The organism is Rhodospirillum centenum SW, from assembly GCF_000016185.1.
Classification (GTDB): Bacteria; Pseudomonadota; Alphaproteobacteria; order Azospirillales; family Azospirillaceae; genus Rhodocista; species Rhodocista centena.
On sequence record NC_011420.2, the window covers coordinates 1,784,617 to 1,799,323 of the forward strand.

Sequence of the window (14,707 nt, forward strand, 5' to 3'; positions counted from 1 at the left end):
CGTCAGGGCCGTCAGGGCCAGCGGGGCCGTCAGGGCCGGCGGGTCTGCACCGGCACCCGGTCGGGCTCCAGCTCCGCGAAGACGGAATCGAACAGCATCTCGCGGGCACGGTCCACGATGTCGTCCAGGCTGGGGGTGCGGGCGAACATCTTCTGCGCCCGCTGCCGGATCTCCTCCCGGCCGGGCAGGTGCGGCAGGTGCAGGTCGGGCATCTGCAACCCGGCCAGCGCCTCCCCCGCCGCGCGGCGGGCCTGGGCGAGGCGGTCCTCCATCCCGCTGCGGCCGGGCGCGGCGGCCATCGCCTCGCGCAGGCGGGCGGCGATGCGGCCGGTGTCGAAGCTGGCGGCGAGCTGGGCCGCCGCCTTCTCGATCACCTTGCGGCCCAGCCGCTGCTCGTTCCGCACCACGGACTTCGGCGGCTGGTGCAGGTCCCAGACGATGCCGGCCCAGGAGAGAACCTTGAGGATGTAGTAGGTCGGGTCGTACTCCCACCAGCGGAAGCCCTGCCGCGCCGCCGACTGGTAGGCGTGGTGGTTGTTGTGCCAGCCCTCCCCCATCGTCAGGATCGCCAGGAACCAGTTGTTCCGGCTGTCGTCGCCGGTGACGTAGCGGCGGCGGCCGTGGACATGGGCCAGACTGTTGATGCAGAAGGTCGCGTGGTAGAGCAGCACGGTGCTCCAGAAGAAGCCGACCACCAGCCCGGACCAGCCGCCCAGCAGGAAGCAGAGCACCGCCAGCGCCACGGCCGGCGCGTTGGCCCAGCGGTTCAGCCAGACCAGTTCCGGATAGCGGGCGAGGTCGGCCACGACGGACAGGTCCGTATCCTCATGCCGGGGCGTGAAGATCCAGCCGACATGCGCCCGCCAGAACCCGACCTGCCGGGGCGAATGCACGTCGAATTCGGTATCCGACCAGCGGTGGTGATGGCGGTGCTTCGCCGCCCACCAGAGCACGCCCTTCTGGGTCGTGGACTGCGCCAGCAGGGCCAGCACGAACTGGAACCAGCGGCTGGTCTTGAAGGCCCGGTGCGAGAAGTAGCGGTGATAGCCGGCGCCGATGGCGAAGATCCGGACGATGTAGAGCACGGCGCAGATCGCCAGCGCCTGCCACGTCACGCCGGTCCAGATCGCCGCGATACAGGCGATGTGGACCAGGACGAAGGGGATCGTGGAGGGATAGACGATGTCGTCCGGCCCGTATCCGGAGGAGGACGGGTCGGGGCGGCCGGGGTCGGAACGGGGGATGCCGGCAGGGGTGGGAACGGTCACGGGCGCGGGCTCCTGCAGAAAGGGGTCCGGGCGTGCCGGCGGGGCACGCGGAAGGGGTGACGCGAGGGGAACCGGCCGCACGGCGGAACAGCATCCGGCACGCAGGCAACTCCCATGGGACGGGGAGACCACAGCAACGTCAACACCGGGTATGCGGGGCTATCCTTTCGCCCGGCCCCAGGGCCGGGGGCCTTTCGCCCGGCCCCAGGCCGGAGCCCTTTCGCCCGGCCCCAGGCCGGAGCCCTTTCGCCCGGCCCCAGGCCGGAGGCCTTTCGCCCGGCCCCAGGCCGGGGGGCCTTTCGCCCGGCCCTCCATGTCGCCGGCAGCGCCCCCCGGACAGGTGAAACCGCCGCAAGGGCCGGACAAGGGGTCGCGGGGGGCCGAGGTAGTGATATTTCGCACAGCCCGGTAGTGGGACTTCTGCCCATCCTCCCGCCGTCGCTGCTGGAACGGAACGGGTCCCCGCCCGTTGTCGCGTTCCACCATCGACGCATGATGCCGGTCCCCAGGGCACTCGCCCGGGCGGGCCACACGCCACCGATGGCCAGAGGCCACTCAAGGAGAGTCACCGATGACGTGCTCCGACACCGCCGATCCGGCGCGCCGACATTTCGTCGGCGCTGCCGTCCCCCCGACAGAGGAGTCCGGGCCGGCGGTCTATTTCTTCGCGCTGGACAGCACCGGCCGCACCGCCTGGCCCTTCCGCTTCGTGCCGCTGCCGGGCGGGGACCGGCTGGCGCAGCGCTGGCGCTTCGGGCGCTGGATCGACAGCAGCGAGGCCGCGGCCTTCGCCGACGGCACCGACGACCTCTGGATCGAGGCGACGGAGGAGGAGGTGCTGGCCTGGATCGGCCGGCAGTACCGCACCTGCGGCCTGACCAACCGGGAACGGGCGACCGGCTGACCCGGACCCGCCGGGAGCGCCGCCGTCTGACGAAGGCCCCGGGAGCACGGCCGGCCCGCCGGTGAACCCGGACCGGGCCGGCGGCGTTTCACCCTCCGGACCGGCCCGCCCATGACGGGGCCGGCGTGGAACGGAGGAACGGCGATGGATGATACCGGCGGCACCGGCCCGGCCTCGCCCGGAGCCCCCCCGGGGGAAGACAGCCGGGCCCGCGATCTGGGTGAACGGGCGGGCGAGGAGGCGCAGGGTCTGCTGCCCGTCATCGGCGATGCGCTGGACGGGTTCTGGGACGGGGTGCGCCTCGTCCCGCCCGAGACCGGACCCGACGGCGGAACAGAGGCCTACCGCATCGCCTACGAAGTCGGCTCCTTCATCCCCGAGGCGCTGGCCGCGCTCTGGGACTTCCTGGTCGGCTTCTTCTCTGCCCTGTCCGGTTGAGCGGAGGCGCCGCGGGTCCGGTAGCTTCTGGAAAATTGGAAAGCACTGAAAAGCAAGTTACGATCCTTCCGGCGTCGTGAACCGGCCGCAAGGGCCGGACGCTTTCCGGGGGCTGCCTGGACGTCCCCCGGGATGCTGGAACAACGAACGGGAGGACGCATCGCATGTCTGAGGAACAGCCGAACAAGGGCACGGCAGGCATCACGGCGGGCAGCAGGGCGGGCACCAAGACCGGCCGCAGCAGCCGGCGCCGCTTCCTGGGCGCCGCGGCGGGGGCCGTGGCGGGCACGGCCGTCGGCGCCGTCGCCATGCCCAACGTCTCGCGGGCACAGAGCACCACCCTGCGCTTCCAGAGCACCTGGCCGGCGCGGGACATCTTCCACGAATTCGCGCAGGACTACGCCGCCAAGGTCAACGCCCTGTCCGGCGGCCGGTTGAAGCTGGACCTGCTGCCGGCCGGCGCCGTGGTGGGGGCCCTGCAGTTGCAGGACGCCATCATCGCCGGGGCGCTGGACGGCGGCCACAGCGTCACCGCCTACTGGTACGGCAAACACCCCGCCTTCTCCCTGTTCGGGACGCCGCCGGCCTGGGGCTGGCGGGCCAACCAGATGCTGGGCTGGGTGAAGTACGGCGGCGGTCAGGAGCTGTACACCGAGCTGCTCCAGGACGTGCTGAAGCTCGATCTCGTCGGCTTCCTCTACGGCCCGATGCCGACCCAGCCGCTGGGCTGGTTCAAGAAGGAGATCACCTCCATCGAGGACATGAAGGGCCTGAAGTACCGCACGGTGGGGCTGGCGGCCGACCTCTACAAGGAGCTGGGCGTGGCCGTCACCATCATGGGCGGCGGCGACATCGTGCCGGCCATGGACCGCGGCCTGCTGGACGGGGCGGAGTTCAACAACCCCTCCTCCGACCGGGCGCTGGGCTTCCCCGACGTGTCCAAGGTCTACATGCTGGGCAGCTATCATCAGGCGGCGGAGAGCTTCGAGGTCATCTTCAACCGGACCAAGTTCCAGGCCCTGCCGAAGGAGCTTCAGACGGTGCTCCAGGCCGCGTCCGAAGCCGCTTCGGCCGACATGTCCTGGAAGGCGATGGACCGCTATTCCCGCGACCTGGAGGCCATGAAGGCGGCCGGCGTGAAGGTCTACAAGACCCCGGAGAGCGTGCTGAAGGCGCAGCTCGCCGCCTGGGACAAGGTGATCGAGGAGAAGTCCAAGGACGCCTTCTTCAAGAAGGTGCTGGACAGCCAGCGCGATTTCGCCAGGCGCGTCGTGGCGTTCGAACAGGAGTACGAGGTCCGTCAGGATCTCGCCTTCCAGCACTTCTTCGGCTGAGGCCGCAGCGGGTCCGGGGCAGTGCCGGGGCGGTGCCGGCCGTCGGCGCCGCCCTCCCCCGGCCCCCGCACCGTTCTTCCCTTTCCCGAGTTTCCCGGACACCTTCCGACAAGCCGGCCACAGGCGCGGGGACCCGATGGGACGTCTTCTCTTCACGATCGACCGGATCAGCACCCTGGTCGGCAAGGCCTTCTCCTGGTGCGTGCTGGGCCTGACGCTGGTCGTCAGCTACGAGGTGCTGATGCGCTATGTGCTGGGCGCCCCGACAAGCTGGGCCTACGACACCAGCTACATGCTGTACGGCGCCCTGTTCGTGATGTGCGGGGCCTATCTGCTGTCCCGCAACGGCCATGTGCGGGGGGACTTCCTCTACCGGATGTGGCCGCCGCGGGTGCAGGCGGGCGTCGATCTGGCGCTCTATCTGCTGTTCTTCTTCCCGGCGGCCGTGACCCTGATCTATTCGGGCTGGAACTTCTTCGAACTGTCCTGGCGGATGAACGAGCACAGCTCCTTCACCCCGGACGGGCCGCCGATCTATCCCTTCAAGGGGCTGATCCCGGCGGCGGGCGTGCTGCTGCTGCTGCAAGGGCTGGTGGAGGCGGCGCGCTGCATCGTCTGCCTGCGCACGGGCTCCTGGCCGCCGCGGCTGCACGACGTGGTGGAGCTGGAGGAGGAGATGCTGCGCCGCCACGCCATCGCCGACGACAGCGACCGGCTGGCGCATGAACACACCGAAACCTCGGGAGGCCTGCGATGAGCGACCCTGCCGTCGGCATCCTGATGCTGGTGGTGTTCATCTTCACCATCCTGCTGGGCTTCCCGATCGCCTTCACCCTGATCGCGCTCTCGGTGATGTTCGGCTTCTACGCCGTGGGCGACGCCATTTTCCCGCTGCTGGTGCAGCGGGCCTACAACGTGATGGCGAACGACGTGCTGATCTCCGTGCCCCTGTTCCTGTTCATGGGGTACATGATCGAACGGTCGAACATCCTGGACAGACTGTTCTACTCGATCCAGATCGCGCTCCGCCGCATCCCCGGCTCGCTGGCCGTGGCGACGCTGGCGACCTGCGCGCTGTTCGCCACGGCGACCGGCATCGTCGGCGCCGTCGTCACCCTGATGGGCGTGCTGGCCCTGCCCGCGATGCTGAAGGCGGGTTACGAGAAGCGGCTGGCGACGGGCGTGATCGCCGCCGGCGGCTGCCTGGGCATCCTGATCCCGCCGTCGATCATGCTGATCCTCTACGGCGCCATGGCGGCGGAATCGGTGGTGCGCCTGTACGCGGCGGCGCTGATCCCCGGCCTGATGCTGGCGGGGCTCTACATCGTCTACGTGATCGGCATGGCGATGCTGAAGCCGGAGCGGGCGCCGCCCCTGCCGCCGGAGGAGGGGCGGCTGCCGGTGGGCCGGGTCGTCTGGATGCTGCTGACCAGCTTCGTGCCGCTGACGGTGCTGATCCTGGCGGTGCTGGGGGCCATCCTGTTCGGGCTGGCCACCCCGCACGAGGCGGCGGGCATCGGCGCGCTGGGCGCCATCGTGCTGGCCGTCGCCTACCGCGCCTTCACCTGGACCAAGCTGAAGGAGGCCGTGTTCCTGACCGGCCGGGCGACGGCCATGGTCTGCTGGCTGTTCGTCGGCAGCTACATCTTCGCCTCGGTCTTCTCGCTCCTGGGCGGGCACCATGTGGTGGAAGGCTGGTTCACGGCGCTGGACCTGGAACCCTGGCAGTTCCTGGTGCTGACCCAGCTCCTGATCTTCCTGCTGGGCTGGCCGCTGGAATGGACGGAGATCATCGTGATCTTCGTGCCGATCTTTCTGCCGTTGCTGGACAATTACGGCATCGACCCGGTCTTCTTCGGGGTTCTGGTGGCGCTGAACATCCAGACCAGCTTTCTGACCCCGCCGATGGCCATGTCCGCGTTCTACCTGAAGGGGGTCGCCCCGGCGGGGATCGAGCTGTCGCACATCTTCCGCGGCATGCTGCCCTTCATGACGATCGTGCTGCTGAGCCTGTTCATCCTGTACCAGTTCCCCGCCCTGGCCCTCTGGCTGCCGGGCGAGTTGTACGGCGTCCGCTGAGCCGGCTCACGCCGGTTGGTTCAGACCCCCGGCTTACGCCGGTTGGCTCTGACCCCCGGCTCACGCCGGGCGGGCGAAGCTGAAGCACCCGGCCGGCAGCCCGATCCCGGCGACGATCCAGCCGCCGCGGGCATAGACCCGGTGGACCCGCGACGGGTCGGGCAGGTCCAGCATCCAGACCTGCCCGTCCGCGCTGCTCCAGACCACCCGCGCATCGAGATCGGCCGCGACCAGGAAACCGTCGCGCGGCGACAGTCCGGACGGGAACAGCACCGTGACGAAGCCCGTGCCGTCGTCCGGCGCACGGGCGGCGACGGGACCGCCGACCAGCACCGCTGCCGCCAGCAGCAGCGGGAAGACGGTGCCGCGGCGCAGGCGGCCGGAACCGGGGCCACTGGAACCGCCGCCCCGTCCCGCCCCACGCCCCAGCAGCAGCCCCAGAACCACGGGGCCGAGGCCGAAGACGACGAACCAGAGCAGGTCCCAGGCCAGCGGGCTGGCCGTATCCATGCGGATGCGGTGGAAGCCCAGCGTCCAGTGGAACAGCACGGCATCCGTCAGATGCCAGACACCGAAGCCGACCAGGGCGGCACCGGCCAGCACCCGGTCGGCACCGGGCCGGGAGAAGCGGGCGCGCTGGCGCCAGAGCAGCCACAGCCCCACCCCGGCGATGACGTACATGGCGGCATGGAACAGCCCGTCCGCCAGCACCTGCACGCGCAGATCGGCGAAGGCAGCCCCCTCCAGCGCGCTCAGCAGATGGTGCCATTGCAGGATCTGGTGCAGCAGGATGCCGTCGAAGAATCCGCCCAGGGCGAAGCCCAGCAGCCCGCCGGCCCGGATCAGGCCGGGGGAGCCGCGGCCGAGGGGGTCGGCGACGGCGGCATCGGCGATGGCGGTCATGGGCGTCTCCCTCGGGGATGTCTCCGGTGCGGGGCGTCTCCGTTCCGACAGCCCCCGGACGATCCGGCACCGGAACGAACAGGCCCTTCCCGCGGGCGTTCCCCAGGGCGGCGCCCGCCAAAGGAAAAGGGCCGGCCCCGCGGGGGGACCGGCCCTTGCCCCCTGGACGGTGGCGGCGCCCTACTCCGCCGCGACCCGGGCGGCGGACCCGCTGCCGTAGAAGCTGCGGCCTTCGGCGGCCATGTCGCGCAGCAGGGTCGGCGGGCTGAACCGCTCGCCGTACTTCTGGGCCAGCGCGTCGCACTCGGCCACGAAGCGGGCGACGCCGATCGTGTCGATCATGGAGAGCGGCCCGCCCGTGTAGGGCGCATAGCCCAGCCCGAGAATGGCACCGACATCGCCGTCCGCCGGGTCGGTCAGCACGCCTTCCTCCAGGCAGCGCACGGCGTCCAGGGCCTGGGCGTAGAGCAGGCGCTTCCTGACCTCATCCACGTCCGGCTGGTCGGCCTCCGGCCGCTGCGGCCAGACCTCGCCCAGCCCGGCCCAGAGCCGCTTCTTCCCGCCCTCGGGGTAATCGTAGAAGCCCTTCCGGCCCTTGCGGCCGATGCGGCCCAGCTTCTCGACCATGATGTCGCTGACGCCCTCGCCCGACGCCGGGCGGTACTGCTCACCCAGATCCTTCTTCCACTGGTTCCGGATCTTCCAGGAGAGATCGAGCGCGACCTCGTCGGCCAGCGCCAGCGGGCCGACCGGCATGCCGGCCTGCTTGCCGGCATTCTCGATCAGGGCCGGGACGACTCCCTCCTGCAACAGGGTCTGGCCCTCGTTGATGTAGGTGCCGCAGAAGCGCGAGGTGAAGAAGCCGCGGGCATCGTTGACGACGATCGGGGTCTTGCGGATCGCCTGCACGAAGTCCAGGGCGCGGGCCAGCGTCGCGTCGTCCGTGGCCTTGCCGCGGATGATCTCCACCAGCGGCATCCGGTCCACGGGGGAGAAGAAATGGATGCCGATGAACTGCGCCGGGCGGGAGGAGTTCTCCGCCAGCCCGGTGATCGGCAGGGTGGAGGTGTTGGAGCCGAAGGTGGCCGTGGCCGGCATCACCGCCTCGGCACGTTTCGTCACGTCGGCCTTGATGGCGCGGTCCTCGAACACCGCCTCGATGACGATGTCCACGTCGGCAAGACCGTCATAGGAGGTGGTGGGCCGGATGCGCGCCAGGATGGCGTCCGCGGCCTCCTGCGTGAGCCGGCCCTTGGCGACCTGATCCGCCAGCAGCTTGGCAGAATAGCCCTTACCCTTCTCCGCCGCCTCCTGGCTCTGGTCGATCAGTTCCACCTCGATCCCGGCCATGGCCGCGACATGGGCGATGCCCGCCCCCATCATGCCGGCGCCGAGCATGCCCATCCGGCGGAACGTCGTCCGCGGCACGCCGGCCGGGCGCCGGTCCAGCTTGTCCGCCTTGCCCTTGTTGATGAACAGGGTGCGGATCATGTTGCGCGCGACCGGGTTGCGGAACAGCGTGGCGAAGTACTTCACCTCAACCCGCAGCGCCGTGTCGATCGGAAGCTGGGTGCCCTCGTAGACGCAGGACATGATGGCGGCCGGGGCCGGGTAGTTGCCCTGGGTCTTCTCCCGCAGCATGGAATTGCCGGCCATGAAGACCGGAATCACCTTCGGGTCCATGCCGCCGGCGCCGCCCGGCACCCGGTAGCCCTTGGCGTCCCAGGGCTGAACGGCGTTCGGGCTCTTCGTCAGCCATTCCTTCGCCGCGGTCAGGAGCTGGTCGGCCGGCACGACGGCATGGATCAGGCCCGTGGACAGCGCCTTCTTCGGCGCGAGCTGGCGCCCCTCCAGCAGCAGCGGCAGCGCCGCCGCGATGCCGATCAGGCGCGGCACGCGCTGGGTGCCGCCCGCCCCCGGCAGCAGGCCGACCTGCACCTCCGGCAGGCCGAGCTTGGCCGAGGGATCGTCCGCCGCGACGCGGTAGTGGCAGGCCAGCGCGATCTCGAACCCGCCGCCCAGGGCGGTGCCGTTGAGGGCGCAGGCGAAGGGCTTGCCGCTCGTCTCCATCCGCCGCAGGGCGGCGGAGAAGCTGAAGAACTGCCGGAAGAGCTGGTCCACCGGCAGGCTCGCCGCCTGCTCGAAGCGGGCTTCGAGCTGCATCAGGTCGGCCCCGGCCAGGAAGGCCTTCTTGCCGGACGTGACGATGACCCCCTTCACCGCGGCATCGGCCACGGCGCGGTCCACGGCAGCGGCGAATTCGTCCGCGAAGGAGGCGTCGATCACGTTCATCGACCGGCCGGGCTGGTCGATGGTCAGGGTGCAGATGCCGTCGGCATCGACGGCGTAGGCGATGGCGTTCGTCATTGTTGCTTCCTCCCCGGACCGTCAGACGCGCTCGACGATGGTGGCCGTACCCATGCCGGCCCCGACGCAGAGGGTGGCGAGGCCCGTCTCCAGGTCCCGGCGTTCCATCTCGTCCAGCAGGATGCCCAGGATCATGGCGCCGGTGGCGCCCAGCGGGTGGCCCATGGCGATGGCGCCGCCGTTGACGTTGATGCTGTCATGGTCGATGTCGAGCGCCTGCATGAAGCGCAGCACGACCGAGGCGAACGCCTCGTTCAGCTCCCACAGGTCGATGTCGTCCTTCGTCATGCCGGCCCGCTTCAGCGCCTTCTCGGCGGAGAAACTGGGGCCGGTCAGCATGATCGTCGGCTCCGAGCCGATCGAGGCGAAGCTGCGGATGCGGGCGCGCGGCTTGAGCCCCAGGCGCTCCCCGATCTCCTTGCTGCCGATCAGCACACCGGCCGAGCCGTCCACGATGCCCGAGCTGTTGCCGGCATGGTGGATGTGGTTGATCCGCTCCACCTGCGGATACTTCTGGATGGCCACGGCGTCGTAGCCGTAATTCGCCCCGATCTCCGTGAAGGACGGGTTGAGGGCGGCCAGCGTCTGCATCGTGGTGTCGGGCCGAACCGTCTCGTCCTTCTCCAGCACGGGCATGCCGAGGACATCCTTCACCGGCAGCACGGAGCGGTCGAAGCGGCCTTCCGCCCAGGCGCGGGCGGCGCGCTTCTGGCTCTCCACCGCATAGGCGTCCACGTCGTCGCGGCTGAAGCCGTACCTGGTGGCGATCAGGTCGGCGGAGATGCCCTGCGGCACGAAGTAGGTGCGGATGGCGACAGCCGGATCGGTCGGCCAGGCGCCGCCGTCGGAGCCCATGGGCACGCGGCTCATGCTCTCCACCCCGCCGCCGATGGTCATGTCGGACTGGCCGGACATGACCTTGGACGCGGCCATGTTCACCGCCTCCAGGCCCGAGGCGCAGAAGCGGTTGATCTGGACCCCGGCCACCGTCTCGTCGAAGTCGGCATTGATGGCGGCGACGCGGGCGATGTTGCTGCCCTGCTCGCCCACCGGCATCACGCAGCCCAGGATGACGTCGTCCACCACGGCGGTGTCCAGCCCGTTGCGGTCGCGCAGTCCCGCCAGCACCTGGGTGGCGAGCTGGATCGGCGTGATCTCGTGCAGCGACCCGTCCTTCTTGCCCTTGCCGCGGGGCGTGCGGACATGGTCGTAGATATAGGCGTCGGGCATGGCCGTTCCTTCCCTGGATGCTGCAGTGAGCGTTCGTTCTTGGCCGCGCAGACGCTGCGGCGGTTCGGCGCGGAATTGTGAACGGTCGTGCGGGAACTGCAAGCGCCAGGGCGGCGACGTCCGGGCTGTGGGCGGGCGCAGCGCGCCCCCGTCCGCACAGTGGTCGGGCATGCCCGCGGTCGCGGCGGCAACCCGTGGCGCGGCGCGGGCAAAGGCCGTCACCGCCGCGGGGCTGGCGCAGCCCGGCGGTCGCCGCCGCCCTTCAGGGGGCGCGGGGTCAGGGAAGCGCCGGCTTCTTCTTCGGCGCCGGGCGGGTCAGGATGTAGGTGCCGGTGCCGACCAGGATGGTGCCGACGATGGCGGGTAGCAGCATTCCGTTCGAGCGCCAGAGCACGATCAGCCACGCCCCGAACATCAGGGTGATGGACATGATCTTGGCCCGGGTGGGGATCGCCCCCTCCTCATGCCAGGCCCGCAGCAGCGGCCCGAACCGGCTGTGGTTCAGCAGCTTGGCGGCGGCTTCCGGGTTGGAGCGCATGAAGGCCCAGACCGCGAGCAGCAGGAACGGCGTCGTCGGCAGCACCGGCAGCACCACGCCCACCGCCCCGATGGCGACGAAGGTATAGCCGAGCCCGACATAGACCAGATGCCAGCGACGCCTGATCCGGCGGGTTTCGGCATCCGGCCGGCTGTTCTCCGCTTCCATTCGCACTCGATCCATGCCGCTGGAGGCCCTGTCCGCAGGCCTCCCCGTGCGGTGAAGCCTGACGGGTTTGCGACCGGATCGCAAGAGGGGTCTTTGCGGCGCAGCATCGGAGGGGACGCTCCGCCAGCGGCGCCCCCGCAGCGTCGGTAGCGGTATTACCGGCGCCGTCAGTCCCGGGCCGACGCTTGCGACCTTTTGCCGGTCAGCGTGACCAAGGCGGCCGGTCAATATCGGAAAGAGACCAGGGCGTCCCGGCGCCCGCGCCTGTAGTTTTCCTACACGCCCCGTCCGCCATGGCGGACGCCCCTGGACACGACCGCCCCGGCAGGGGCCGACAGGGGACTGGAACCATGCTTGACCGGATCCGCAGCATGCGGCCGGGGCTGCGACGCTCCGAACAGAAGATCGCCGACATCGTTCTGCGCCAGCCGCATGCGGTGGTGAACGCCTCGGTGGCGGAGCTGGCGCACGATGCCGATGTCAGCCAGCCCACGGTCGTCCGCTTCTGCCGCTCCATCGGCTGTTCGGGCTATCAGGACTTCAAGCTGCGGCTGGCGCAGGACCTCGCGGCCGGCCCCGCCCGGCCGGAGGACGCGGTGCGGCCCGACGACCCGGTGGCGGAGATCGCGGCCAAGCTGCTGAACCGCTCCATCGGTGCGCTGACACGGCTGCGCAACCAGCTCAATCCCGACGCGCTGGAGGCGGCGGTACAGGTGCTGACGGAGACCCGGCGGCTGGACTGCTACGGTTTCGGCGCCTCGGGCGTCGTCGCGCTGGATGCGCAGAACAAGTTCTTCCGCCTGGGCCTGCCGGTCGTCGCCCACACCGACTCCCATGTCCAGGCGATGGCGGCGGCGCTGCTGGGACCGCAGGGGGTGGCACTGGCGGTCTCCCGTTCCGGGCGGACGCGCGAGCTGCTGCGCAGCGTCGATCTGGCGCTGGCGGGGGGCGCCCGGGTCATCGCCATCACCGCCGGCGGCTCCCCGCTGGCCGGACGGGCGACGGTGCCGCTGCTGGTCGATGCGCCGGAAGACAGCAGCCCCTATACCCCGATGACCTCGCGCATCGCCCACCTCGCCGTCGTCGATATCCTTCAGGTAGCGACAGCCCTTCGGCGCGGTGTACATACGGGCGATCCCCTGCGGCGCCCCGCCGCCGCCCTCCGCGACGATCGCCAGCTTGTCAGCGCTTGAGCCCCAGGACGGACCCATGGCCCCCAGAACCGACGTGATCGCGCATGACGTGATCGCGGCCGTCACCGCCGGCACCCATGCCGACCCCTTCGCCGTGCTCGGGCTGCACCCCCACCCCGGCGGCAAGGGCGGGCTGGTGCTGCGGGTCTTCCGCCCCGATGCCGACGCCGTGACGGTGCTGACGCCCGACGGCGAGGAGCTGGGCGTGATGCCCCGGCGGCACGAGAGCGGTTTCTTCGAGATGCGCTTCGCCCGTCAGGAGCGCTTCGCCTATCGTCTGCGCATCGACCGCGGCGGCACCTGCCGGGAGATCGACGACCCCTACCGCTTCCCGCCGATCCTGGGCGAGATGGACCAGTACCTGCTGGCCGAGGGCCGGCACTGGCGGGCCTGGGAGGCGCTGGGCGCCCACCCCACGACGGTCGAGGGCGTGGCCGGCGTGCGCTTCGCCGTCTGGGCGCCGAACGCGGAGCGGGTCTCCGTCGTGGGCGACTTCAACGACTGGGACGGGCGCATCAACCCGATGCGGCTGCGCCTGGGCGCCGGCATCTGGGAGATCTTCATTCCCGGCCTGGAAGAAGGCGCCGTCTACAAGTACGAGATCATCGGCCCCGGCGGCGAGCTGCTGCCGCTGAAGGCGGACCCGTTCGGCTTCCAGGGGGAGATGCGGCCGAACACGGCGTCCGTCGTGGCCCGCATCGACCGCCATACCTGGCACGACCAGGAATGGATGGCGACCCGCGCCGCCCGCCACGACCGCTCGGCGCCGGTCAGCATCTACGAGGTGCATCTGGGCTCCTGGATGCGCTGGGAGGACGGCGGCTTCCTGAGCTATGGCGAGCTGGCACGCCGGCTGGTGCCCTATGTGCGGGACATGGGCTTCACCCATATCGAGGTGATGCCGGTCCACGAGCACCCGTTCGACGGCTCCTGGGGCTACCAGCCGCTGGGCCTCTATGCGCCGACCAGCCGGTTCGGCACGCCCAGCGACTTCCAGTCCTTCGTGGATGCCTGCCACCAGGAAGGGCTCGGCCTGCTGATCGACTGGGTGCCGGGGCACTTCCCCAACGACGCCCACGGTCTCTACCGGTTCGACGGGACGCACCTGTTCGAGCATTCCGACCCGCGCCAGGGCTACCATCCGGACTGGAACACGGCGATCTACAATTTCGGCCGGACGGAGGTGGCCAACTTCCTGACCGCCAACGCGCTCTACTGGCTGAAGGCCTACCATGTGGACGGGCTGCGGGTGGATGCCGTCGCCTCCATGCTGTACCTGGACTACAGCCGGCAGGCCGGGCAGTGGGTGCCGAACCGCTTCGGCGGGCGGGAGAACCTGGAGGCGATCGACTTCCTGCGCCGCATGAACGAGCTGGTCTACGGCAGCGACGAGGGCCAGGGCGGCAGCGCCGTCACCGTGGCGGAGGAGTCCACCGCCTGGCCCGGCGTCTCGCGGCCGACCTATGTCGGCGGGCTGGGCTTCGGCTACAAATGGAACATGGGGTGGATGCACGACACCCTGCGCTACATGAAGCGCGACCCCATCCACCGCCGTTTCCACCACGACGACCTGACCTTCGGGCTGCTCTACGCGTTTTCGGAGAACTTCATCCTGCCGCTGAGCCATGACGAGGTGGTCCACGGCAAGGGCAGCCTGCTGGCGCGCATGCCCGGCGACACCTGGCAGCAGTTCGCCAACCTGCGTGCCTACTACGGCTTCATGTGGACGCATCCGGGCAAGAAGCTGCTGTTCATGGGCGGCGAGTTCGCCCAGGGCCGGGAGTGGAACCACGATGCCGGGCTGGACTGGCATCTGCTGGACGTCCACTGGCACCGCGGCGTGCGCGATCTGGTGCGCGACCTGAACTGGCTCTACCGCGAGACGCCGGCCCTGCACGAACTGGACTGCGAATCCGACGGCTTCCGCTGGATCCGGGGCCAGTCGGCGGACGATTCCCTGCTGGCCTACGCCCGCTTCGGCCGGCAGCCGGGCAGCGCCGCGGCGGTGGTGTGCAACTTCACCCCGGTGCCACGGCCGCGCTACCGCATCGGCCTGCCGGCGGGCGGGGTCTGGCGCGAGGCGCTGAACACCGATTCCGCCCTCTATGGCGGGACCAACATCGGCAACGGGGGCCGGATCGAGGCGGAGAGCGTTCCCTGGGACGGCCAGCCCTTCAGCGCCGAGGTGGAGGTGCCGCCCTTGGCCACGGTGATCTTCGTGAAGCCCCCCGCCTGACGGCCAGGGGGGCGGCCGGTGCAACAGGGGCGACGCGACACGGCGGGCG

Annotated in this window: 12 protein-coding genes; 7 read left to right on the plus strand and 5 right to left on the minus strand. The window is 70.2% G+C overall.

The features are described 5' to 3' along the window. Window positions 1–29: 29 nt before the first annotated feature. Window positions 30–1,268, minus strand: coding sequence for an acyl-CoA desaturase (locus RC1_RS08315; protein WP_012566918.1), 1,239 nt, complete (start codon window positions 1,266–1,268; stop codon window positions 30–32). A 571-nt stretch (window positions 1,269–1,839) separates the two neighbouring features. Between RC1_RS08315 and RC1_RS08320 the strand changes: the two genes are divergently transcribed. The 5 genes from RC1_RS08320 (at window position 1,840) to RC1_RS08340 (ending at window position 6,023) form a co-directional block, all read left to right on the plus strand. After that, the gene (locus RC1_RS08320; RefSeq protein WP_012566919.1) at window positions 1,840–2,172 is read left to right on the plus strand and encodes a hypothetical protein; all 333 of its coding nucleotides are present in this window, start codon (window positions 1,840–1,842) and stop codon (window positions 2,170–2,172) included. Window positions 2,173–2,316: 144 nt separating this feature from the next. Beyond that, window positions 2,317–2,610: a hypothetical protein gene (locus RC1_RS08325; protein ID WP_012566920.1), complete on the plus strand. Its 294-nt coding sequence runs from the start codon at window positions 2,317–2,319 to the stop codon at window positions 2,608–2,610. Between the two features lie 164 nt (window positions 2,611–2,774). Further along, entirely contained in the window at window positions 2,775–3,944 is a 1,170-nt protein-coding gene (locus RC1_RS08330) for a TRAP transporter substrate-binding protein (RefSeq protein ID WP_012566921.1), read from the plus strand. A gap of 136 nt (window positions 3,945–4,080) precedes the next feature. Continuing rightward, window positions 4,081–4,701 carry a TRAP transporter small permease subunit gene (locus RC1_RS08335; RefSeq protein WP_012566922.1) on the plus strand — a complete coding sequence of 207 codons (621 nt, stop codon included), beginning with the start codon at window positions 4,081–4,083 and terminating at the stop codon, window positions 4,699–4,701. Further along, window positions 4,698–6,023, plus strand: a complete 1,326-nt coding sequence (locus RC1_RS08340; RefSeq protein ID WP_012566923.1) for a TRAP transporter large permease — start codon at window positions 4,698–4,700, stop codon at window positions 6,021–6,023. Before RC1_RS08335 ends, RC1_RS08340 begins: the two co-directional genes overlap by 4 nt. 60 nt (window positions 6,024–6,083) lie before the next feature. Here RC1_RS08340 and RC1_RS08345 read toward each other — a convergent pair whose 3' ends face one another. From RC1_RS08345 to RC1_RS08360, 4 genes are all read right to left on the minus strand, one after another. Continuing rightward, window positions 6,084–6,926: a DUF2243 domain-containing protein gene (locus tag RC1_RS08345; protein WP_012566924.1), complete on the minus strand. Its 843-nt coding sequence runs from the start codon at window positions 6,924–6,926 to the stop codon at window positions 6,084–6,086. Between the two features lie 180 nt (window positions 6,927–7,106). Then, window positions 7,107–9,293 carry a 3-hydroxyacyl-CoA dehydrogenase NAD-binding domain-containing protein gene (locus tag RC1_RS08350; RefSeq protein WP_012566925.1) on the minus strand — a complete coding sequence of 729 codons (2,187 nt, stop codon included), beginning with the start codon at window positions 9,291–9,293 and terminating at the stop codon, window positions 7,107–7,109. 21 nt (window positions 9,294–9,314) lie between these two features. Beyond that, entirely contained in the window at window positions 9,315–10,523 is a 1,209-nt protein-coding gene (locus tag RC1_RS08355; protein ID WP_012566926.1) for an acetyl-CoA C-acetyltransferase, read from the minus strand. Window positions 10,524–10,800: 277 nt separating this feature from the next. Next, window positions 10,801–11,244: a YbaN family protein gene (locus tag RC1_RS08360; RefSeq protein ID WP_202795569.1), complete on the minus strand. Its 444-nt coding sequence runs from the start codon at window positions 11,242–11,244 to the stop codon at window positions 10,801–10,803. A 335-nt stretch (window positions 11,245–11,579) separates the two neighbouring features. Between RC1_RS08360 and RC1_RS08365 the strand changes: the two genes are divergently transcribed. After that, the gene (locus RC1_RS08365; RefSeq protein ID WP_012566928.1) at window positions 11,580–12,422 is read left to right on the plus strand and encodes an SIS domain-containing protein; all 843 of its coding nucleotides are present in this window, start codon (window positions 11,580–11,582) and stop codon (window positions 12,420–12,422) included. Window positions 12,423–12,438: 16 nt separating this feature from the next. After that, window positions 12,439–14,658, plus strand: a complete 2,220-nt coding sequence (gene glgB, locus RC1_RS08370) for a 1,4-alpha-glucan branching protein GlgB (protein WP_012566929.1) — start codon at window positions 12,439–12,441, stop codon at window positions 14,656–14,658. The last annotated feature ends 49 nt before the right edge of the window (window positions 14,659–14,707 follow it).

Bases quoted from the DNA above. Each gene is read 5' to 3' on its own strand.
- RC1_RS08320 (WP_012566919.1), top strand. From the start codon at position 1,840: ATGACGTGCTCCGACACCGCCGATCCGGCGCGCCGACATTTCGTCGGC.
- RC1_RS08325 (WP_012566920.1), top strand. From the start codon at position 2,317: ATGGATGATACCGGCGGCACCGGCCCGGCCTCGCCCGGAGCCCCCCCG.
- RC1_RS08330 (WP_012566921.1), top strand. From the start codon at position 2,775: ATGTCTGAGGAACAGCCGAACAAGGGCACGGCAGGCATCACGGCGGGC.
- RC1_RS08335 (WP_012566922.1), top strand. From the start codon at position 4,081: ATGGGACGTCTTCTCTTCACGATCGACCGGATCAGCACCCTGGTCGGC.
- RC1_RS08340 (WP_012566923.1), top strand. From the start codon at position 4,698: ATGAGCGACCCTGCCGTCGGCATCCTGATGCTGGTGGTGTTCATCTTC.
- RC1_RS08345 (WP_012566924.1), bottom strand. From the start codon at position 6,926: ATGACCGCCATCGCCGATGCCGCCGTCGCCGACCCCCTCGGCCGCGGC.
- RC1_RS08350 (WP_012566925.1), bottom strand. From the start codon at position 9,293: ATGACGAACGCCATCGCCTACGCCGTCGATGCCGACGGCATCTGCACC.
- RC1_RS08355 (WP_012566926.1), bottom strand. From the start codon at position 10,523: ATGCCCGACGCCTATATCTACGACCATGTCCGCACGCCCCGCGGCAAG.
- RC1_RS08360 (WP_202795569.1), bottom strand. From the start codon at position 11,244: ATGGATCGAGTGCGAATGGAAGCGGAGAACAGCCGGCCGGATGCCGAA.
- RC1_RS08365 (WP_012566928.1), top strand. From the start codon at position 11,580: ATGCTTGACCGGATCCGCAGCATGCGGCCGGGGCTGCGACGCTCCGAA.
- glgB (WP_012566929.1), top strand. From the start codon at position 12,439: ATGGCCCCCAGAACCGACGTGATCGCGCATGACGTGATCGCGGCCGTC.